This is a genomic window from Pseudidiomarina aestuarii (genome assembly GCF_003987355.1).
GTDB classification, from domain to species: domain Bacteria; phylum Pseudomonadota; class Gammaproteobacteria; order Enterobacterales; family Alteromonadaceae; genus Pseudidiomarina; species Pseudidiomarina aestuarii.
The window spans coordinates 343,997-365,873 of sequence record NZ_PIPR01000001.1 but is presented as its reverse complement, the minus strand read 5'-3'; the positions used below and the strand labels follow the sequence as shown (position 1 = coordinate 365,873).

Genomic DNA, 21,877 nt, shown 5'->3' with positions numbered 1-21,877 from the left:
GCAGTAAATCTTCGTCCTGTAGCTTTAAATTTCCATTTTTTTACCCGCATGATCCCGTTCACAGCATTGGCTATGGCGGAAAATTTTTCAAAGAATACAGGATATTATTATGTCTACTACAGTAACTGGCGTTGTAAAGTGGTTTAACGAAGCAAAAGGTTTTGGTTTTATCGAGCAACAAGGTGGCGCAGACGTATTTGCTCACTTTAGCGCGATTGCTAGCAGCGGGTTCAAAACCTTAGCTGAAGGTCAACGCGTATCGTTCTCAATCACTCAAGGCCCTAAAGGCCCACAAGCTGAGAACATCGTCGCTCTGTAATTCGCGCTCTCTTCGGAGAAACCAAACGAATTCAAAACGATGAAAAAGGCCGTGCATTGCACGGCCTTTTTTTATGCTTTTGCTGTGGTTACCGCAGCTCGGCTCACAGCTGTGACTCTCGACCAATCTTTCTGTTGAATTGCGTCTTTGGGTAAGATCCAAGAACCACCCACACAACGAACATTGGATAACTTCAGGTAGTCCATAAAGTTATCTTGATGAATGCCACCTGTCGGACAAAACTGAATATCAGGGAAAGGTCCGGCTATGGATTTCAGCATAGCAGTACCACCTGCCGCCTCCGCAGGAAAAAACTTTAACGCTTGATAGCCCATCGAGCGCGCTAGCATCAGCTCTGAAATAGTCGCAATGCCTGGAATCAGAGGAATGTCACCTTGCGCTCCAGCACGCAGGAGATCTGCGGTGATGCCTGGACTAATCGCGAACTTAGCACCAGCAGCGGTGACCGCCGCCAATTCGTCGGGATTCGTGACAGTGCCAGCACCGACGACGGCTTGCGGTAATGCCTCACTGAGCAGTCGGATCGCCTCCAGCGCAACCGGTGTGCGTAGGGTTACCTCGAGAACTCGAATATCCGCGGCCAGTAACGCATTAGCCAGCGGTAGCGCATCCGCCAAATCATCAATCACAATTACGGGTACAACAGGACCTAATGCAAATATAGATTCAGATGTCCGTTGCCACTGTGGAAAACTCATCGCCGACTCTACCTTATTCTGAATGTTGGAGGGTTTGCTTCAAATATTGTGCGACACCGCGCAAACCAGCGTGTTCGGCAGTAATCACAAAGCAAGGAATGGCCTCTGCCACTTGGCAAAAACGCCCTTTATGCTCAAAGCGCGCACGAAAATTCGATGTTGCCATTAAATTCAATAGTTTCGGTACGACACCGCCGGCAATATAAACACCACCATAAGTATTTAGGTTCAACGCCAAATTACCTGCAAAACTACCCAAGCTCGCAAAAAATTGATTCACGGTTTCCAAAGCAAGGGTATCGATACCGCTTAACGCACGCTGTCCAATTTTTGCAGCACTTAACGGTACGACGTTGCGACCGTGGTAGTCAGCTAACGCCAAGTACACTGTTTCCAATCCAGGTCCGGACAGCACACGTTCCGCAGAAACACGACCAAAACGATTGTGAATAAAACGATGAATGATCCACTCTTTCTCGTTCGTTGGCGCCCAGTCAACATGCCCGCCCTCGCCCGGCAGTGGCATAACTCGACCATCTGGCATGGTAATCAAATGCCCAACCCCAAGGCCTGTGCCTGCACCCAACACAGCTTTCGGTGCCTTGGGCTTAATCTTACCCCCACCAATTTGTTTTAACTCACTGGGTTTCAGCGTCACGATACTCATCGCAGCCGCCGCAAAATCGTTCAGTACAATAAAGGTTTTCAAACCCATACTCTTACGTACACCACGAATCGAGAATTGCCAATGGTGGTTGGTCATATTGATTTCATCGGACTCCACCGGACACGCAATCGCAATCGCGACATGTTCCAACGCGACATCTTGTGCCGAGCTGTAGGCGCTCATCACATCTGTTAGCGTCGGATAATCAGCACATTGAAAAACCTGAATTCGGTCCAGCTCAAAGGTTTCCAGATGAATCCGACAAAATCTCGCGTTAGTGCCACCAATATCTGCGACTACCGCATAGGCATCGCTTTTCAGTTGTTTGGTATCTGTTGTGACCATAATTTTTATTCTTATGTGATGAATTTCTAGGATGAGTGGTCGGGAAATGGAACTGGTTCAAACAGGGCTGAAGCGCCCTGTTCTGCACCGCTGAATTGTTGCCGGAAACCACCAAATAGCTCTCTTCCCATACCAAAGTGACTCTCAGTTAAATCAATTTTGGCAACTTGGCGCTGTGCTAATACGGATTCATCAACCAATAGTTCCAGGGTGCCACTATCTGCATCAACACGAATCAAGTCGCCTTCTTCAATTTTCGCAATCAAGCCACCGTCGACAGCTTCCGGCGTAACATGAATGGCCGCTGGCACTTTACCTGAGGCCCCTGACATTCGCCCATCAGTGACCAAGGCCACTTTATAGCCACGCTGCTGCAATACACCCAGCGGTGGTGTGAGTTTGTGCAGTTCTGGCATGCCAATCGCTTTCGGCCCCTGGAAGCGCACCACAACCACGCAATCGCGATCCAATCGTCCTGCTTTGAACGCTGCATCGAGCTCGTGTTGACTCGAGAAAATAACGGCTGGAGCCGTGACGGTTCCAGCGCCCTCTGGCAATGCCGAGGTTTTTAAAATGGCTCGACCTAAATTGCCACGCAACAAACAAAGGCCTCCGTGCGAACTGAATGGTCGCTCAAAGCCCCGAAGAACATCTTCATCGAGTGATGCCGATGGCCCTTCAACCCAAGTCACTTTACCATCGTGCAATTCAGGTTTCTGGGTATAGCGGCGTAAGCCTGAGCCTGCAACCGTCTCGACGTCTTCATGCAGTAAACCTGCATCCAGCAACGTTCGAATTAAAAAGGCCATACCCCCTGCCCGTTGAAAATGATTGATATCGGCCTCGCCATTCGGGTAAATCCGCGTCAGCAATGGCGTCACGTCTGACAACTCAGCGAAATCAGTCCAGTCAATCAGGTAACCCGCAGCTCGAGCCATAGCGACTAAATGCATGGTGTGATTGGTAGAGCCACCGGTGGCAAGCAAGCCGACAATACCGTTGACAATGCTCTTAGCATTGACGATTTGACCGATTGGACGATAATCCGTGCCCAGATCGGTGATTCGAGTCGCTTGTTGTGCCGCAACTCGGGTAAGCTCCTCACGCAGGCCTGCTCCAGGATTCACGAAGGATGAACCTGGTAGTTGTAAGCCCATGATCTCAATGACTAATTGATTTGAATTCGCGGTACCATAAAAGGTACAGGTACCTGGACTGTGATAGGAAGCAGCTTCGGCTTCAAGCAGTTCATCTTTACTGACTTTACCTTCAGCATATAATTCACGCACCCGTGCTTTTTCTTTGTTGGTGATACCTGAGGGCATTGGTCCGGCAGGAACAAAAATAAACGGTAAATGACCAAAACTTAGGGCTCCGATCATCAAGCCAGGAACAATTTTGTCGCAAATACCGAGTAATAAACCACCATCAAACATATTGTGGGATAAGCTCACCGCAGTTGCCATAGCAATCACATCGCGGCTAATTAAGCTAAGCTCCATTCCCGGTTGACCTTGTGTCACCCCATCGCACATAGCGGGCACACCACCGGCTACTTGAGCCACACTGCCCACGGCACGAACCGCTGATTTGATCTGCTCAGGATAAGCATGGTACGGCTGATGAGCCGACAGCATATCGTTGTAAGCTGTAACGATCGCAATATTGGCTTTCGTTAGACTCCGAAGCTCACCTTTATCGCCTTTGTCGCAAGCTGCAAAACCATGGGCTAAGTTGCCGCACGATAGCGCGCCACGATGCGGCCCCTGCTGACGTGCTTGCTCCATGCGCTGTAAATAGTCTTGGCGTAACTTCTTGCTACGGGCTTCTATGCGTTGCGTGACCCGTTCAATAACCGGATGCATGATAAAACTCCTATCCTGCCAACAGAACCGATACGGGAACTTGCGTTTGTTGCAACACAGCTCGAACCGGCATGGCTAAGTGATTCGTGTCTTTGAGCGCGCGCGCAAGCACATCGGCCTTTGCCGCGCCACTCAAATGAAAATAGATTTGGCGACTGTCTAACAAACGCCGTAAGCTCATTGAAATGCGCTGATGAGGTGCTGTTGTCGGTGTTACCACCAACGCTGCAGTTTTAGTTGTTAAGCCCGTCTCAAGCTCTGCGCTGCACGGGAATAATGACGCCGTATGACCGTCTTCGCCCAGCCCCAAAATGACCACATCGAAGGTTGGCAATTGGGCTAACTTTGATTCAGCAGATCTTGCCGAAGCCGCCGCCCCCACCGTCGAGTCGAGCAAACTCACAAACTTAGCCGCCGCCGCTCGGTGTTGCAGTAAATGCATGCGCACTAAACATTCATTACTCGCCGCATCGTCCGCTGCCACCCACCGTTCGTCGGCCAAAGTGATCGTAACCCGCGCCCAATCGAGAGGCTGTTGTGATAATTCGGAAAATAATTTAATGGGCGTTCGTCCGCCGGACACAACCAAATACGCCTCTCCACGTTCCGCAATTGCTTGGCTCAATTGCTTGCAGAGGCGCTCAATAAACCGTTGAACAAGTTCAGCATCGGTGTCAAAACGGAGCAATTCGACGGGTGCAATACTCATGATTCGTCATCCCATTGTCGACCGTCATGGGCCATTAGGCTAACCGATGCGACGGGTCCCCAGGTACCTGCTTGATAGCTTTTTGGTGATTCAGCAGTATCACTCCAAGCAGCCAAAATACCATCAATATAACGCCATGCATGCTCTACCTCTTCACGATGCACGAACAGATACTGATTCCCTTCAATGGCCTCGAGCAAAAGTCGCTCATAGGCATCTGCAATTCTTTTATTTTCAAATGTTTCGTAAAAACTTAAATCGAGTGTGGTGGGCTTCAACTGCATTTGCTTACCCAAGCCAGGCACTTTGTTCATCATTTGGATCTCGACACCTTCATCAGGCTGCAAACGAATAATGAGTTTATTGGGTGGTAGCTGACTGAGCGTCTCATGGAAAATATTGTGCGGTTGAGGTTTAAACGAGATCACCACTTCGGTGCGCTTCTGAGGCATGCGTTTACCGGTACGAATATAAAACGGCACGCCCGACCAACGCCAGTTATCAATGTGGACCTTCAGTGCGACAAATGTCTCCGTAACACTTTTACTTTTGGCTCCGTCTTCATCCAAGTAACCGGGCACTTTGGAATCGCCAACAAAACCGGCGGTATACTGACCTCGCACTGTATCATCGCGAACATTTTGTGAAGTAATAGGCCGCAATGACTTCAATACTTTTAGTTTCTCATCCCGAATACTATCGGCATCCAGTCGAGTGGGCGGCTCCATCGCAATCAACGACAACACCTGCAATAAATGATTTTGCACCATATCGCGCAGTTGACCCGCATCATCGTAATAGCTCCAACGACCTTCAACACCAACCTGCTCAGCCGCGGTAATTTGAATATGGTCAATGGTGCTGTGGTCCCAATGTGATGAGAAAATCGAGTTAGCGAATCGCAAGGCGAGCAAATTCAAGACCGTCTCTTTCCCGAGATAATGATCAATTCGGTAAATCTGGGACTCATCGAAATAGCGGCCAACATGCTGATTAATTTTGCGCGATGAGATGAGGTTATGACCGAGAGGCTTTTCTAATACGACACGCGCTGGCGCGGTGATTAAGTTAACACTGGCAAGACCATCACAAATAATCGGAAACAATGCTGGAGGCGTTGCAAAATAGCTAATGGGTGTGCGTTTTGTTGGATCAGTGATATCACCGAGTGCGCTGTACGCTTCAAGGTCGGCCAAATCAACCGCACAATAGACCAATTTGGCACTGAAGCGCTGCCAAACCTCTTCATCAATCGATTCTTTTGTCACAAACTGTTGTAAACTTTCACGCACGCGTGTGCGGTAATCGTCGGCCGACATTGCATCTCTGGCTACACCGATGATGCGTGAATCCTGATGCAGTAATTCGGCCTTTTCCAATTGATAAAGCGCTGGAAGCAGTTTTCGCCGTGCAAGATCACCTAAAGTGCCGAATAAAATGAGATCGCAACAAGTTGCCGCTGTGGTCATGGTTTGCCTCATGATTATGTAACTTTACAACAAATCGGTTAAGATGCTATCAGTGAAATCGATTCAAATCCAATAAATGTAATTAAATTACAAAATATACCGGATAGCCCGTATGAACATACTTGAAAAGTTGCATCAAGAAGTCTCACATTTAAGTAAATCCGAGCGCAAGGTGGCTGAAGTCATTCTTGCGGATCCTCGTGCCGCTATTCACAAGAGCATCGCCGTCTTGGCTAAACTAGCTGACGTCAGCGAACCTACAGTGAATCGATTCTGTCGACGGCTCGATACCAAAGGCTACCCGGACTTCAAACTGCTATTGGCACAGAGTCTTGCCAAAGGTACTCCATTCGTCAACCGCCATGTCGAGCAAAACGACACCATCGATGACTATACGGCAAAGATATTCGAGTCGACTATGGCGGCACTAAATGTCACACGCAAGAACATTGATGTTCGTGCGCTCGAGCAAGCGATTGACGCACTGAGCAACGCTGCAAAAATTTCTTTCTTTGGTTTTGGCGCATCAGCCTCGGTTGCACACGATGCACAAAACAAATTTCTTAGATTTGATACGCCCGTGTATTTCTCGGACGATATTCTCATGCAACGTATGGTCGTCACAAATGCGCGACCCGGAGATGTCATTGTTTGCATCAGTCACACCGGCCGCACCAAAGCGATTGTTGAAATTGCAGGAATAGCGCGTCAAACCAAAGCAACTGTGTTGGGTATAACCGCCGCCGCAAGCCCACTCGCCAAAGAGTGTTCGATAGTCCTGTCGACACAGGTTCCCGAAGATACCGACGTGTATATGCCAATGGCATCTCGTATCGCTCACTTGATGCTGATTGATGTACTCATTACTGGCTATACCCTGCGCCGTGGACCCGATTTCCGCGACAACCTCAGACTTATTAAAGAGAGTCTGCGCGACTCTCGTTATATGAAACCGGAATCCTAAACTCCAACGAGCCTAAAACTCGATACAAAATGTAATTATTTTACATTTTTGAACCAAATCACTTGATCAAATCGTATCTTAATGTAATTTTATTACATAAATAGAATGTGCGGTTACCTGCTTGATCGCACACATGATGTACAAGTGAGGTAATAATTATGAGTATTCGAGTAGCTATCAATGGCTTTGGCCGCATCGGTAAAAACATTGTTCGGGCTTGGCAAGAGCGCGGATTAGATGACCAAATCGAAATTGTTGCGATCAATGATTTAGGTGATCCAGCTGTTCACGCGCACTTGCTCAAATTCGACTCCGTACATGGCATCATGCCCAGCGAAGTCTCTCAGCAAGGCACGACACTGAAAGTTAATGGACATTCGATTAAGATGTTCAGCGTTCGAGATCCCGAGCTACTCCCTTGGGGCGCACTGGATATTGATGTTGTCTTTGAGTGTACTGGTTTATTTACAGAACGTGAGAAGGCCAGCGCTCACCTGCGAGCCGGTGCTAAGCGGGTGTTGATTTCTGCGCCTGCTAAGGGCGCTGATGCGACTATTGTTTACGGCGTGAATCAGCACCTTTTCGATGCTGACATGAAAATCGTATCGAATGCCTCCTGTACAACCAACTGTTTGGCTCCTATCGCATTACCTTTGCAGCAAGCATTGGGCATTGAGTCTGGTTTGATGACCACAGTCCATGCCTATACCAATGATCAGAACCTGACTGACGCGTATCACAGTGATATGCAGCGAGCACGCGCAGCTGCCTCTTCGCTTATTCCGTCCAAGACTGGCGCTGCTGCTGCCGTTGGTTTAGTGATTCCTGAGTTGCAAGGGCGATTTGACGGTTTAGCCGTGCGTGTGCCCACGCAAAACGTGTCTCTGGTGGATTTATCTTTTATTGCACAACGTGATACCACTGTGGACGAAGTGAATCAGATTATTCGCGACGCAGCGCAACAGGAGCCGCTCAACCAAGTACTCACTATTAATGAGCTCCCCTTGGTATCCGTTGATTTCAATCATAATCCAAGTTCATCCATTTTCGATGCCAAACAAACCCGCGTGAACGGTCGTTTAGTGAAAGTGATGGCTTGGTATGACAACGAATGGGGCTTTAGCCAACGCATGCTGGATAATACTTTGGCATGGATGGATGTTGTAAAAAACACATCTAATCAAGAACATGACGGTAAAAAATTCGCTGAAAAACGTGCCATGGCTTTTGCGATTTAAGGAGTTTTTATGCTGAGATGATTGACGCTCAGAATTTCTTGTTCTATGGTATGAAAGCGCTTACATTTACAGAGTGGCTCGGTATGCGCAAAGACAACCAGACTTAAAAACAAAGAACAACAAGAGAATTACGCGAGTAATCAATCAGGAACTCAGCTATGCACAACAACAACATAAAAAGAAGCCGCATTTCGGCTCTCTTTATCACGCTAGGACTGGCCGGTTTCGGTTTATCCGCATGCGGTGGTGGCGACGTGAAGACCAATTCAGACTTCACTACTGTAGACCCCACCGAACCGGTCAGCGACTGGCAATTGGTTTGGAGTGACGAATTCGACGGTAGCACTATCGATACTCGAAAATGGAATTTTGAAGTCAACTGCCAAGGCGGCGGAAACCAAGAAAAGCAGTGTTACACCGACAGTTCTGAAAATGCTTTTGTTTCCGATGACACGTTAAAAATTGTAGCCCTCCCCGCCGCTGAAGGCGCTGAACAGCCTTACACTTCGGCACGATTAAACAGCAAAATGAAGGGTGATTTCACCTACGGTCGCATTGAAGTGCGCGCCAAAATGCCATCAGGTCAAGGTACCTGGCCTGCGGTCTGGATGATGCCAACCGATGAAGTTTACGGTGGCTGGCCAAAATCTGGTGAGATTGACATTGTTGAAGCCGTCAATTTAAAAACAGAAGACGCAGAAGGCAACGTTGAAAATCGTGTGTACGGTACTTTGCATTACGGCCGCGACGCACCGAATAACTCGTCATCTGGTAAAGCTTATGCCCTGCCCGACGGCGTCAACCCAGCCGATGATTTTCATACCTACGCTATTGAGTGGCAGGAAGGAGAATTCCGCTGGTATGTTGACGATTATCTTTATGCGACACAAATGCAGTCGCAAGTTCGATTCAATAGCCGCGGCGAACCCGTTGGCTTGCGCCATCGTGGTTGGTTTGCAGAGTTCTTTAATCAAGCTACTGGTGAGTTGGAAGTCAATTACTCTCCAGCTCCCTTTGATGAGCGCTTTCACCTAATCATGAACCTCGCGATTGGTGGTACTTGGCCTGAAAACGTGAATAACTTAGGCATAGATGCTGACGCGTTAGCAAACGGCCAAACGTTTGAAATAGACTATATTCGCGTGTACGAGTGTGCTCAGAACCCGAATACCGGTCGTGGTTGTGAAACCATCCGCGCTGGTTATAAAGACGAAGAAACCTTGGTCGAAGGTGATGCACCCATTCCTTCACCGCCTTCTGACGGTGTCGCTCGTAACTTAACCATTTTTGATGGTACGCCAAATCCAAACTGGCCGGCATGGGATTGTTGTGCAGGTTCTTCACCAGAGTTAGTGGAAGATCCTGAGCGCGGAAACGCTTACAAGTTCGTGATTGGACCACAACCAACGGTGATGGGCTTCATATCCCGTGCTGCATTTATTACGGATCCAAATGGTGTTCCCTCACCGTTTGACGCATCACCGATTATCGAAAACGGTGCTGTCAGCTTTGATATGAAAGTACTCTCACCGCCTAGTAATCCTGATTCGACGTGGTTGTTTAAAATTGAGAGTAACGAAGCGTCTACGTTTGCAGAATTACCACTTTCAGCCAGCGCTGAGGGTGTTTCACCTGCAGTTGGTGAATGGCAGACCTTTACGTTCCCACTACAAATGCTCGCGGATGCCGGCTTAGATGTGTCTGGAATCGATGTCGTGATGGTGTTCCCTGCATGGGATACCGGTAACGGTGCTGAGTATCTGTTAACAAATGTTGAGATAGCTGCACCTGAAGGTGCGTCCCCTGAGCTGGTTCTGTTCGGTGATGAACAAAATCCGGATTGGCCAATGTGGGATTGCTGTGGCGGAACGACGCCAGTTGAAGTGCAGGACGAAGAGCATGGCAACGTTGCTGAATTCAGCATCGGCGCAACACCGACGGTGATGGGCTTTAAACCACCAGATGGCAGCGGTATCCAATTTGATGCTTCAGCACTCTTGATTGAAGGTGTTGTGCAGTTCGACATGAAAGTCGTGAATGCTCCAACTAACCCTGATTCAGTCTGGAAATTCAAAATTGAGTCAGATGGTGCCTCAACGGCAGTTGAAGTCGACCTCACGACAGGCAGTGGCGGTGTTGCCCCAGTCACGGGTGAGTGGGCAACCTATACGTTCCCATTGCAAACTCTCGCTGATGCCGGTTTAGACGTTTCAGCCATTGATGTGGTGATGATCTTCCCTGCTTGGGATACCGGTAACGGTGCCGTATATCGTGTCGACGAAGCACGTATCTACAACCCAAGTGCGGGTGGTAACGACAGCATCACTATCTTCGAAAACAACATTACTAGCGGCTGGTCATTGTGGGATTGTTGTGCAGGCACAACACCACAAGTCGTCGATGCTGGTGCCCCATATGGCTCCGTAGCCCAATTTGAAATTCCGGGTTGGCCAGAGACTGTTCTTGGTTTCTTAGCTGATGAAGGCGTTTCAGTTGACGCATCGCCCATGCTTGCCAACGGTGCAATTAGCTTTGATATGCGCTTGGTCAATCAACCAACCGCGGGTGAGACCACTTGGTTGTTTAAAGTTGAATCAACCGGTGCTGCAACGGCTGTCGAGTTACCTTTAATTTCTGGTAACTACGATGCGCCTATTGTTGCTGGTGAGTGGGCAACTTACAACTTCCCACTGCAGGCGTTGTTTGATGCAGGTCTCGATATTAGTGACATCAACGTGATTATGGTCTTCCCTGCATGGGGAACTGGCCAAGGTACAGTGTACCAAATCGATAACGTTGAAATTGCTAACTTCTAAGCCAGTACGCTACGAGAAACGGATAGAACACTATGAAAAATAATAAGTTTATAAAAAGTCCTGTAGCGGCAGCAATTTCAGTCGTACTGTCAGCAGGCATCATGGCACCGGTTTATGCGCAGGATACTTCTGCGCAAAACGCCACTGCTGTCGAACAGACTGAGCAACAAGCGGAACAAAACGATAACGTTGAGATTATCAGTGTTAAAGGTATCCGCGGCAGTTTAGCGCGCTCATCGGACTTTAAACGCAATAGCAATGGTATTGTGGATGCGATTTCTTCAGAAGAAATGGGGAAATTTCCAGATACTAACTTAGCTGAATCGTTACAGCGTATAACGGGTGTATCGGTGAGCCGAGTGAATGGTGAAGGTAGTCAGATCACGGTTCGTGGTTTTGGCCCTGAGTTTAACCTGATCACCTTGAATGGTCGGCAAATGCCGGGCACCGGTTATACCCGCTCTTACAACCTCGAGAACTTATCCTCAGAAGGCGTAAGTGCGCTTGAAGTGTATAAAACCGCGCGGGCCGAAACGCCCAGTGGTGGTTTGGGTGCAACGGTTAATATCGTGACTCTTCGTCCACTTTCAACGTCAGGACAGCGCTTTGCCATCATGGGTAAAGCACTGCATGACACCTCTGTAGAAGTGGGTGACGATGTCACGCCTGAAGTCGCAGCAGTCTACAGCAATACCTTTGCGGATGATCGTTTTGGTGTGGCATTCAGCGTCTCGCAGAGTCGTCGTGACTTCCAATTACAACAAGCGAACATTCAGGGCTGGCAGGCTAACGTCGGCCTCCCGACTCTCGATGAATCGCTCGCAATTGACCCACGTCCAATCGGTGAAGATGGTGAGCGCATTGGTAACCATTTCTTTCCAAAAGATATGAACTATGGAATTGAAGACGTTGCCACCGAGCGCACCAACGGTCAATTAACGCTGCAGTTCAACCCAATTGACGATTTAGTATTAACCGCCGATTACACCACCAGTCGTGCACTGACTGGTCGTGACAGCATTGGTTGGGGTATCTGGAACGAGTTTGGCGGGAACATCAATGCCTATGAACTCGATGAAAATGGTACCGCAATCTACGCCGACATAAGCGGTAATGATGGGTCATTCACCACCAATAAAAGCACCACCGAAGTTAAAGCACAATCCATTGGCTTCAACATCTCCTATGACGCGCGTGACGACTTACGGTTCTGGTTTGACGTGCATGACTCGAGCAATGAAACCGATAATGGTGCTGATCCGGGTAGTATGAACGCGGGCCAAGTGATTTTGGGCTCTGATCAGTTGCTGACCAAGATTTACGATTACCGCAACGGTGAAATTCCGCAAGCCAGTATTCTGTGGGCTAACGGTACGAATATGCTCATGCCAAGCGAAATTGACTCAAACTTTGGTCAGTTCATTCGTTCACCCGGTGAATCGAACATCAAGCAATATCAGTTCAAAACCGAGTGGTTTAACTACGGTACCTTTGATCTACCATTGACCAAGATCACCGCTGGCTTGTCTCGCACCGATCAGGATATGGGCGGTTACAATGCTTGGAGTGGACTTCGCGGTGGTCCAGGTTTCAACCCTGCTTTCACCGAGATTTTCCCTGATGGCATGTTCGAGCTGCGCAGTACTGGCAACTTTCTCGACCAGTTCGTTGGTGGCGGTAATGATTTAGCATCGCCCTACTACTACTGGTATGACTTTGACGAAGCGGTCGCCCGTCAGATGGCTTATTTAACCGAAGAGTTAATGGGTGCCGATGCGTTCGTTCCAGATGCGTTCTATGACGGTATTGACAGCGAAAGCTACGTCACTGAAGTCACGGATGCCATTTTCGTTCAATCTGATTGGGAATTTGAAATCGGTCGCTTCCCTGCGCAGCTGAACGTTGGTGTTCGTTATGAAAAAACCGATGTGACTAGTACGGTTCGTCAACGTGTTGAACGTCAGGTGAACTGGGTCAGTGCATCAGAGTGGATCATGCAGTACGAACCGCAAGGTGAAGGTAGCTTCCTGACACTCACGGGTGATCATGATGTCCTGCTACCTATGCTCGATTTACGGGTTGATTTCACTGATGAGCTGGTGGGTCGTTTCTCAACCGGTAAGACCATTGCTCGTGCTCCTCTTGGTGCATTAGCGGGTGGTCGTAGCCTCAGTGGTAGCCCGCGTCCAGGCGCTCGTAGTGGCGGTCAAGGTAATACCAACTTGCTGCCGTTCGAATCAACCAATATTGATTTGAGCTTGGAGTACTACTACGCACCGGGCAGCTATGCGGCAATTGGCTATTTCCGTAAAGACGTCGACAATTTTATTCAAACGACTATTACCGACATTACCATCGAGGGCTTACGCGACATTTTCAATGGTCCACGTTATCAACAAGCTATTGCTGATATCGAGGCGCGTGGGGAGCAAGCAACCAGCACCGCTATTTTCGAGCAAATGTTGGCAAACGGTCATGGTAATGAAGATGGCGTCATTGAACCAAATGCGGATGATCCTCTGATTGTTTGGAGTATTAGTCAGCCGCAGAACACGGACAGCAAGAGTGTGGATGGCTTTGAGATTGCAGGCCAGCACATTTTTGGCGAGACCGGCTTTGGCTTAGGTGCAAATGCCACTATTGTTCAAGGTGATGTCGAGTTTGACGTAAACAGCTTAACGCAACAGTCGCCATTAACCGGCTTGAGCGATTCAGCTAACTTCCAAGCGTTCTATGAGAAAGATGGTTTAAGCGTTAAAGCGACTTACGCATGGCGTGATAGCTATCTGATAGGTGTCGGTCAGGCACAAGGCTCATCAGATGCACCACCGCAGTTTGCAAAAGCTTATGGCCAATGGGACTTAAGCGTGAACTATGCAGTAACGGATAACCTAACTGTGTTCTTTGAAGGGATTAACCTGAATAACGAGACGGAACAAGGTTATGGCCGGTTTGAGGAGCAGTTCTTGTTCGCTCGTCAATACGGTCCGCGGTACACCGTAGGAGCACGTTACAGCTTCTAACCGCAACCCGAGATCTTCCTGGATCCTTTTAGTGCCTGCTTGCAGGCACTTTTTTTAGACAAAAAAGAGCGCCAGTAGCTATTGGCTAGTAGCTGCTGGCGCTCTTTTTGATGTTTACCGTCAGTTCAGGCAGATGCTGGGGGCTGTGGTATCCGGTTTAATGCGAATATCATTGATACTGATTGTCATCGATTCAGCGGACTGAATTCCCACTACACTCGCAACTTGAGCCAGCTCAAGTCCCTGCTCTTGCAAACAAGCCATACTGAAGCGCAGCGTTTGCCACTCATCTACGGGTAGTGCAGCAAAATACTCAGCGATATTTTCAGAAACCAAACAATCGTCACCACAATGAATCGTTAATCGGACATCTTCAGGGCTAGCGCTTTCGCGGCGCACCGACAGTTCCAAAGTGCTGGTATCATTCGCGTAGGCCCGTAAATCACGGGGGAATGGACTCACGAATGCAAACCCGCTGACTTCCTCACCGCTGAGGGTGAAACGTCGAGCATCTTCCTGAACTTGATCGTCAAAGGTCCGTGTCGTTATGGCTCCCAGTGCTTGAATACTGCTCTCGACCTGACTACGGCTCTCGCCACTTTGTAGTTCAAGCAACCATGGCGCCTGAGGTGCACGTTCAAAAATGACGAGTGGTTGAACTTCTTCAGTCATACCGGCGGTTTCAGACAAATTCTCAGGCAACAAATCGGCGTCACCATACTGTAATCCTGTACCCAATGGCAGCAATGGCGAATAATCGTCGTTATCGACATTTAAGACCGCTTGCTGCGGCGTTGCTGGCCAAGAGAATGGCAGTTTGCCTTGAAAATCATACTGTACAGAACCATCCGGCTTGCGCAGAATCACATCCGCAACACCGCCCCCCTCGCTACCCGGCAACCAAACGGCTACAAACGCATCAGACGCGTTTATTTCTGGATTTACCCACAACGGCCGACCGCTGATAAATAATGCAACGACAGGAATGCCTTGTGCTTTTAATCGTCGCAGCAATTCCAGATCAGCTTTATTACCGCGCTGATATTCGAGATTGTCGATATCACCATTACCCTCGGCATAAGGTTGCTCACCGAACACCACAATTGCGACATCGGGCTGCTCTGAGAACTCACCCGATTCGTTAAGCTCAACGCTGCCACCTGCAGCCGTAACTTGCTCGGCAATGCCTGCATAAATTGAGGTGCCACCCGGGAAATCTTCATTGGTATTGCCCGTGCCTTGCCAGCTAATGGTCCAGCCACCCGATTGTTGACCGATATTATCGGCGCCCGAGCCCGCCAGCAAAATACGCTGATTAGGCTGCAACGGCAGCAATTGTTGGTTATTTTTCAATAAAACTAAGGATTGCCGCACGGCATCACGCGCTACCGCACGGTGTTCTGCCGCGCCGATGAGCTCAGTTCGTCCAGCCAGGGGGCGTTCCGCGGGGCTTGGCTTGGCAAACAGTCCAGCCCGCATTTTGACTCGCAATATGCGCCGGACCGCATCATCGACGCGTGATTGAGCAATGACACCATCACGAACTTGTTGAATGAGGTTTTCATACAAAGGTTTCCACGCATCGGTTGGAACCATGTAGACATCGAGCCCTGCATTCGCTGCTTGTGGGCAATCGTCATTGGTGCAACCGGGAATTTGACCATGGCCATTCCAATCACCCACCACAAACCCATCAAATTTCATTTGCTCTTTGAGGACATCGGTCAACAGGTACTTGCTGCCATGAATTTTTTCACCATTCCAGCTGTTAAAGCTAGCCATGACTGTCTGCGCGCCAGCAGTTAAACCGCCGACATAACCTTGACCATGAACGGTAAACAATTCCTCCTCACTCACTTCGGTATTACCTTGGTCAATACCGTCCGTGGTGCCGCCGTCGCCAATAAAGTGTTTGACGGTGCTGATGACCTGTTGGTCACCTAGGAAGTCTTGTCCAACCTGACCTTGCAACCCTTCAACGATGGCTGCTGAGTAGTCACGGACAATAGCAGGATTTTCTGAGTAGCTTTCATAGGTTCTGCCCCAACGCACATCGCGAGCAACGGCAACTGTAGGTGCAAATACCCAATCAATACCGGTGACCATTACTTCACGTGCTGTCACGTTAGCAATTTGTTTTATTAAGTCTGGGTTATTCGCGGCGCCCAAGCCGATATTGTGCGGAAAAATAGTCGCACCAATAACGTTGTTATGACCATGAACGGCGTCGGTTCCCCACATAGTCGGAATGCTACTCCCATCAAGACTGTCATCGACTGAGGCTTGATACATAGCTTCAGCTAACGCAATCCAGTCTTCAGGGGTTGCATACTTATCATTATTGGGGAAAGCACCGCCACCGTTGAGGTAGGAGCCAAACCCATACTTACGCATGTCTTCAACTGTGATATCGCGAATTTCAGGCTGAATCATTTGGGCAATTTTCTGCTCCAGAGTCATCTCATCCATTAGCTCAGTGATCCGCTTTTCCATCTCGGCATCCTGAGTTACGGGAGATTGAATGACTGGCCAAATCGATTCTTCCGTTTCACTTTTTAGTTTATTCTCTGGCTGACTAACAGGTGCACACCCTGCTAGTACCGCCAAACAAACTGCACTTAACAAAAATTTTGGGGTCGTTCGGGATTCCATCAACCAGCCTCCTTAGTTGATTTGAATGCGCGCGGAACGTAACCACGCATACCATAGTAGGCAATATACACATAGCAAACCAATGGGATAATAAAGGATAATTGCACGCCAACTTGATCGGCTAAAAAGCCTTGAGCTAGCGGAATAATGGCGCCACCGACAATCGCTAAACAAAGAATTCCGGAACCCTGTCCAGTACTTTGCTTCAAATTCGCAATGGCGAGACTAAATATGGTCGGGAACATGATCGAATTACATAGACCAACCAGTAGCAATGACCACATGGCGAGCTTACCACTGCTGAGTATAGTGGTTGCAACCAGTAGAACTGCCGCTACGGCATTGAAAGCCAGCACACGATTACCGAGCATCGTTTGCATGACAGCCGCGCCAATAAAGCGTCCTACCATGGCCCCACCGAAATACCACGAAATGTAATGCGATGCCTGCGAGGTCGTCATCCCGCCAATTTCAGGCATCGATAAGTAAATCGCTAAGAAACTACCAATACCCACTTCTGCACCCACGTACACGAAGATACCCAAAGCGCCCAAAACCAGATGCTTTTGTCGCCAGGCTTCGCTACCTACTGGGAGCATTTCGGTTGGATCCACTTTGCCCATATCGGGTAGTTTCAACCGCATAAAGATGACAGCCATCAACACCAAAGTAGCAGCCAAAATAAAGTACGGTAAGGTGACTGTATCTTTGGAAACACCGGTTACTTCGGGATCAGCAACACCACCGAAGATCAGCCAAGCACCAAAGAAAGGTGCGACGGTGGTCCCGAGTGAATTAAAAGCTTGAGTCATAGTGAGTCGACTGGGTGCCGTTTTCGGGTCTCCCATCACGCTCACATAAGGGTTAGCAGCAACCTGCAAAATCGTTATGCCGGAGGCCAGTACAAATAATGCGAGTAGAAAGAGGCCATAAATCTCGGCCTGCGCGGCCGGATAAAAAAGCACACAACCCGCTCCAGCAATCATCAAGCCGGTCACAATTCCAGATTTATAGCCAATTTTTCCAATCAGCATGCCTGCAGGTACTGAAATAATAAAATACGCACCAAAAAAGCAGAACTGAATCAACATCGACTGTGCATAACTCAGGTCGAACAGTAAACGTAGGTAGGGAATCAAAATATCATTCAAGCAGGTAATAAAACCCCACATGAAGAATAAGGAAGTTAACGCTGTTAGCGCGAACCTGTAATTAGTTGTCTGTTGGGTCATGTTCGCCTCAATCTTTATTATTTTTTGACGATGTGTTTATTTATAGCCTATGATGTAAGCGCTTTCATTTATAGCATACTTGAGTTTTATCGCAATCTTTTCGCGGCGGCTTAAGTAAAATCTCGACAGCAAGAGAACTGATTCTAAGATGACTAAAATAAGCCTACCGCAACACTCAAAACTACTGCAGCGCGATTTTATATTTGGCGTAGCAACTTCCTCATTCCAAATAGAAGGCGATGCGGCTGGTCGCGAACCCAGTATTTGGGATACGTTTTGCGCGCAACCGGGGCGGATAAAAGACGGTTCTGATGGCTTGGTTGCCTGTGAACATGTGCATCATTGGCAGGCCGATCTCGCGCTCATTCAATCACTGGGAGTCGATGCGTATCGTTTTTCGGTTGCTTGGGGACGTGTGATTCGAGCAGACGGCAGTATTAATCAGCAGGGACTCTCTTTTTACGTTCATCTTGTCAATGCGTTGCATGATGCTGGCATCCAATCTCACGTGACCTTATATCACTGGGACCTGCCGCAATATCTGGATGACCGCGGTGGTTGGTTGAATCGTGCTACCGCCTATAAATTTGCCGAGTATGCTGATATCGTGAGCCGCGCTTTAGGAGATAAAGTAGCGAGTTATGCCACCATCAATGAGCCTTTCTGCAGCGCCTATTTAAGCTATGAGGCGGGCATCCACGCGCCAGGTCACAAGAATCGTCGTGAAGGTCGGCAAGCCGCTCACCACTTGCTGCTTGCGCATGGGTTGGCTATGCCCGTTTTACGTAAGAATGCGCCAACTGCGCAACACGGTATCGTTCTCAACTTCAGTCCGTGTCATCCAGCAAGCAACTCCATTGAAGACGAAAGTGCCGCAAACCTCGCTCATGTTTATCATAACTTATGGTATCTACACCCATTACTGACTCGTGAATACCCATCATTACTCTCCAAATTAGCAGCAGAGGATCAACCAACCATCGAGTCGGGCGATATGGATATTATTGCGCAGCCTCTTGATTTCTTGGGGGTGAACTATTACACCCGTACAGTATTCCGTAATAAAAATAACTGGTTCTCTGATGTGCCTCCGACACAGCCACCGTTAACCTGTATGGGTTGGGAAATTTACCCACAGGGGCTCACCGAAATTTTAGTCAATCTACATAAAAGCTATCCAAACTTGCCGCCTGTTTACATCACTGAAAATGGTGCAGCGTTTCCTGATATTGTCGAGGACGGCTCTATTCATGATGTACAGCGCACTGACTATTATCAGGAGCATCTGAAAGCAGTGCACAACGCCATTGAGTCTGGTGTCGATATTAAGGGATACTTTGCGTGGAGTTTGATGGATAATTTTGAATGGGCCGAAGGCTACACGAAACGTTTTGGTATTGTGTACGTTGACTTTGACACGCAAGAACGGCTATTAAAAGATAGCGCCAAGGCGCTGCAACAATTCTGGTTAGAAAAGAAATCCCGAATGCACGCTGTGGAGGCGTTATGATTTCTCGTCGCGAGAAAATCGCGTACGGTTTAGGGGACACTGCGAGCAATATCGTCTTCCAAACCGTGATGCTATTTTTAGCCTTTTTCTATACGGATATATTCGGTATATCAGCAGCAACTGTCGGTACCATGTTCCTGGTTGTTCGGCTGATCGATGCAGTTACAGACCCGATGATGGGATTGATTACGGATAAAACTCGTAGCCGTCACGGTCAGTTCCGTCCCTATTTATTGTGGCTCGTCATTCCATTTGCAGTAGCCAGCGTCATGGCCTTTACCACACCCGACTTCGGCCCCACCGGCAAAGTCATTTATGCTTATTTCACCTACACGCTCCTGATGTTGGCCTACACCGCCATCAATATTCCTTACTCTGCACTGGGTGGCGTGCTCTCCAGTGATCCGAATGAGCGCGTCTCGGTGCAGTCGTATCGATTCGTTTTCGGTATGTTAGGCGGTTTATTAGTAACTCTTTTCACTTTACCTTTAGTCGATTGGTTCGGCCAAGGCGACCGTGCTAGCGGTTATCAACTCACCATAGCAGTGATGAGCGTATTAGGTGTGATCTTGTTCCTACTCTGCTTTGCCGGTACCAAGGAACGCGTCTCGCCCCCAACTGACCAGCACTTAACGCTCACCTCTGGACTGCGGACACTCTGGAAAAATGAGGCGTGGCGAACACTTGCGATTGCTGCAGTACTGTTACTCATTGGTATTGCAATTAAGAACACACTGGCCATCTACTACGTAAAGTATTATTTGTTGCGCGAAGATTTAATCACCGCGTTTATTTCACTCGGCATGATTGGCAATATTCTCGGCTGTGCGGTTGCTAATCCACTGACTCGACGTGTCGACAAAGTCAAAGCTTATCGAGCCCTACAATACATTGCCGCTGCAGTCTGCTTAGCCGCGTTTTGGGTGCCGGCAGATCAAGTTGCGTTGGCTTTTACTCTATATTTTTTGTGGGGCTTCTTCCTGCAAATGGCGACGCCAATGTTGTGGGCGAAAATAGCTGATGTGGTCGACTTTGGCCAGCAGCAATCCGGCATTCGTGCCACTGGACTCGTCTACTCATCGGTGGTCTTCTTTATCAAAGTTGGTATCGCCATTGGTGGCGCTATCGCGGGTTGGTGGTTAGCGCTATACGGCTATCAAGCAGACCAACCCCAAACAATGGAAGCTCAGCTCGGCATTCTCATCGCTTTTACTGTATTGCCGGCAATCGCGTCATTGCTTGTGGCGTGGGTCATGCGCGGGTACACTTTAACTCAGCAACGAGTGGTGAAAATCGCACAGGATCTCGCGCAATAACAGAATAAATCAAGGAACGCATGGCCACTATTTACGAAGTATCAAAATTAGCAGGTGTATCGCTTGCTACCGTATCCCGAGTGATTAACAGTAATGCTCCGGTGCGTGAGGCTACGCGTAAGAAAGTAGAGGCTGCTATGGCGGAACTCGGTTACCGTCCGAATTCCGTTGCTCAATCACTTGCATCCTCGCGTTCAAACAGCATTGGTATTCTCGTCTCCGAGTTGAATGGTCCCTTCTACGGAGTTCTATTGAGTCGCATTGAGGCCGAGTTTAGAGCCGCTGGTAAGCATGTCATCATCGCAGCAGGCCACAGTAACGAATCGCTAGAACGCGAAAGCATCGAATTTCTGCGGAGTCGTAACTGTGATGCTCTCATTCTGCATGTCGAAGCCGTATCCGACGACTACCTTATTGAATTATCGGGCAAAGGCTGTGCCTTCGTTTTGATTAACCGTTATGTCGAAGAACTAGCAGATCGCTGTATCACACTGAATAATCATTACGGTGGTTACTTAGCTACGCGTCATCTGCTTGAATTAGGTCATCGCGATATTGCTTATGTCTCTGGTCCCATGTGGAAGCACGATGCGCAAGAGCGTTATAACGGCCATCGTGAGGCATTAGCAGAGTTTCATATTAATGTAGACCCCGCATTGGTATTTGAAGGTGACTTTCAGGAGACTGGCGGCGAACAAGCGCTTGCTCACTTTCTTCAGCAGAACCTTAAATTTACTGCATTAGTCTGCGCCAACGATGAAATGGCCTCTGGTGCGATTACCTCAGCACATGATTTAAAAATAAAGATCCCCGAGCAATTATCGGTCATTGGTTTTGACAATGTTAACTTTGCCCACTATATCTATCCGAAGTTGACGACCATTGATTACCCCATTGGTGATATTGGCCAAATGGCTGCCCGCTGGGTTATCAAAAATGTATATCAACAACCGAATACAGCAATACAGGAAGTTTTTGAACCGCGCGTTGTACAGCGGGATTCTACTCACGCCTGTAGCTAACCCCGCTACAG

15 protein-coding genes are annotated in these 21,877 nt (G+C 48.5%); 8 read left to right on the top strand and 7 right to left on the bottom strand.

Annotation, left to right across the window (positions count from 1 at the left end; all coding sequences use genetic code 11):
• Positions 1-109: 109 nt before the first annotated feature.
• Positions 110-319 carry a cold-shock protein gene (locus tag CWE22_RS01645; RefSeq protein ID WP_169929664.1) on the top strand — a complete coding sequence of 70 codons (210 nt, stop codon included), beginning with the start codon at positions 110-112 and terminating at the stop codon, positions 317-319.
• A gap of 71 nt (positions 320-390) precedes the next feature.
• On the opposite strand, the gene CWE22_RS01640 is transcribed toward CWE22_RS01645, so the two are convergent.
• From CWE22_RS01640 to zwf, 5 genes are read right to left on the bottom strand one after another with little or no spacing between them, the layout of a single operon-like run.
• On the bottom strand, positions 391-1,038 hold the full coding sequence (locus tag CWE22_RS01640) for a bifunctional 4-hydroxy-2-oxoglutarate aldolase/2-dehydro-3-deoxy-phosphogluconate aldolase (RefSeq protein WP_169929663.1): 648 nt from the start codon (positions 1,036-1,038) through the stop codon (positions 391-393).
• 13 nt (positions 1,039-1,051) lie between these two features.
• Positions 1,052-2,050 carry a glucokinase gene (locus CWE22_RS01635; RefSeq protein ID WP_169929662.1) on the bottom strand — a complete coding sequence of 333 codons (999 nt, stop codon included), beginning with the start codon at positions 2,048-2,050 and terminating at the stop codon, positions 1,052-1,054.
• A gap of 26 nt (positions 2,051-2,076) precedes the next feature.
• A complete protein-coding gene (gene edd, locus CWE22_RS01630) occupies positions 2,077-3,915 on the bottom strand; it encodes a phosphogluconate dehydratase (protein ID WP_169929661.1) in 1,839 nt (612 codons plus the stop codon).
• A gap of 10 nt (positions 3,916-3,925) precedes the next feature.
• A complete protein-coding gene (gene pgl, locus CWE22_RS01625) occupies positions 3,926-4,624 on the bottom strand; it encodes a 6-phosphogluconolactonase (protein ID WP_169929660.1) in 699 nt (232 codons plus the stop codon).
• Complete coding sequence (gene zwf / locus CWE22_RS01620) at positions 4,621-6,093, bottom strand: glucose-6-phosphate dehydrogenase (RefSeq protein WP_169929659.1); 1,473 nt, start codon at positions 6,091-6,093, stop codon at positions 4,621-4,623. Before zwf ends, pgl begins: the two co-directional genes overlap by 4 nt.
• A 112-nt stretch (positions 6,094-6,205) precedes the next feature.
• Here zwf and hexR point away from each other — a divergent pair, with 112 nt between their 5' ends.
• The 4 genes from hexR (at position 6,206) to CWE22_RS01600 (ending at position 14,134) form a co-directional block, all read left to right on the top strand.
• The gene (hexR, locus tag CWE22_RS01615; protein ID WP_169929658.1) at positions 6,206-7,057 is read left to right on the top strand and encodes a transcriptional regulator HexR; all 852 of its coding nucleotides are present in this window, start codon (positions 6,206-6,208) and stop codon (positions 7,055-7,057) included.
• Positions 7,058-7,215: 158 nt separating this feature from the next.
• Positions 7,216-8,295: a type I glyceraldehyde-3-phosphate dehydrogenase gene (gene gap / locus CWE22_RS01610; RefSeq protein ID WP_169929657.1), complete on the top strand. Its 1,080-nt coding sequence runs from the start codon at positions 7,216-7,218 to the stop codon at positions 8,293-8,295.
• 158 nt (positions 8,296-8,453) lie between these two features.
• Positions 8,454-11,111, top strand: coding sequence for a glycoside hydrolase family 16 protein (locus tag CWE22_RS01605; RefSeq protein WP_169929656.1), 2,658 nt, complete (start codon positions 8,454-8,456; stop codon positions 11,109-11,111).
• Positions 11,112-11,143: 32 nt separating this feature from the next.
• Positions 11,144-14,134, top strand: coding sequence for a TonB-dependent receptor (locus tag CWE22_RS01600; protein ID WP_169929655.1), 2,991 nt, complete (start codon positions 11,144-11,146; stop codon positions 14,132-14,134).
• 120 nt (positions 14,135-14,254) lie between these two features.
• Here CWE22_RS01600 and CWE22_RS01595 read toward each other — a convergent pair whose 3' ends face one another.
• Positions 14,255-16,786 carry a glycoside hydrolase family 3 protein gene (locus CWE22_RS01595; RefSeq protein ID WP_169929654.1) on the bottom strand — a complete coding sequence of 844 codons (2,532 nt, stop codon included), beginning with the start codon at positions 16,784-16,786 and terminating at the stop codon, positions 14,255-14,257.
• Positions 16,786-18,018, bottom strand: coding sequence for a sugar MFS transporter (locus CWE22_RS01590; protein WP_169929653.1), 1,233 nt, complete (start codon positions 18,016-18,018; stop codon positions 16,786-16,788). Before CWE22_RS01590 ends, CWE22_RS01595 begins: the two co-directional genes overlap by 1 nt.
• Positions 18,019-18,166: 148 nt before the next feature.
• Here CWE22_RS01590 and CWE22_RS01585 point away from each other — a divergent pair, with 148 nt between their 5' ends.
• Genes CWE22_RS01585 through CWE22_RS01575 form a run of 3 tightly spaced genes read left to right on the top strand, consistent with a single transcriptional unit; the run spans position 18,167 to position 21,866 of the window.
• Positions 18,167-19,528: a GH1 family beta-glucosidase gene (locus CWE22_RS01585; protein ID WP_169929652.1), complete on the top strand. Its 1,362-nt coding sequence runs from the start codon at positions 18,167-18,169 to the stop codon at positions 19,526-19,528.
• Positions 19,525-20,844, top strand: coding sequence for a glycoside-pentoside-hexuronide (GPH):cation symporter (locus CWE22_RS01580; RefSeq protein WP_169929651.1), 1,320 nt, complete (start codon positions 19,525-19,527; stop codon positions 20,842-20,844). The genes CWE22_RS01585 and CWE22_RS01580 overlap by 4 nt, the downstream gene beginning before the upstream one ends.
• A gap of 20 nt (positions 20,845-20,864) precedes the next feature.
• On the top strand, positions 20,865-21,866 hold the full coding sequence (locus tag CWE22_RS01575; RefSeq protein ID WP_169929650.1) for a LacI family DNA-binding transcriptional regulator: 1,002 nt from the start codon (positions 20,865-20,867) through the stop codon (positions 21,864-21,866).
• The last annotated feature ends 11 nt before the right edge of the window (positions 21,867-21,877 follow it).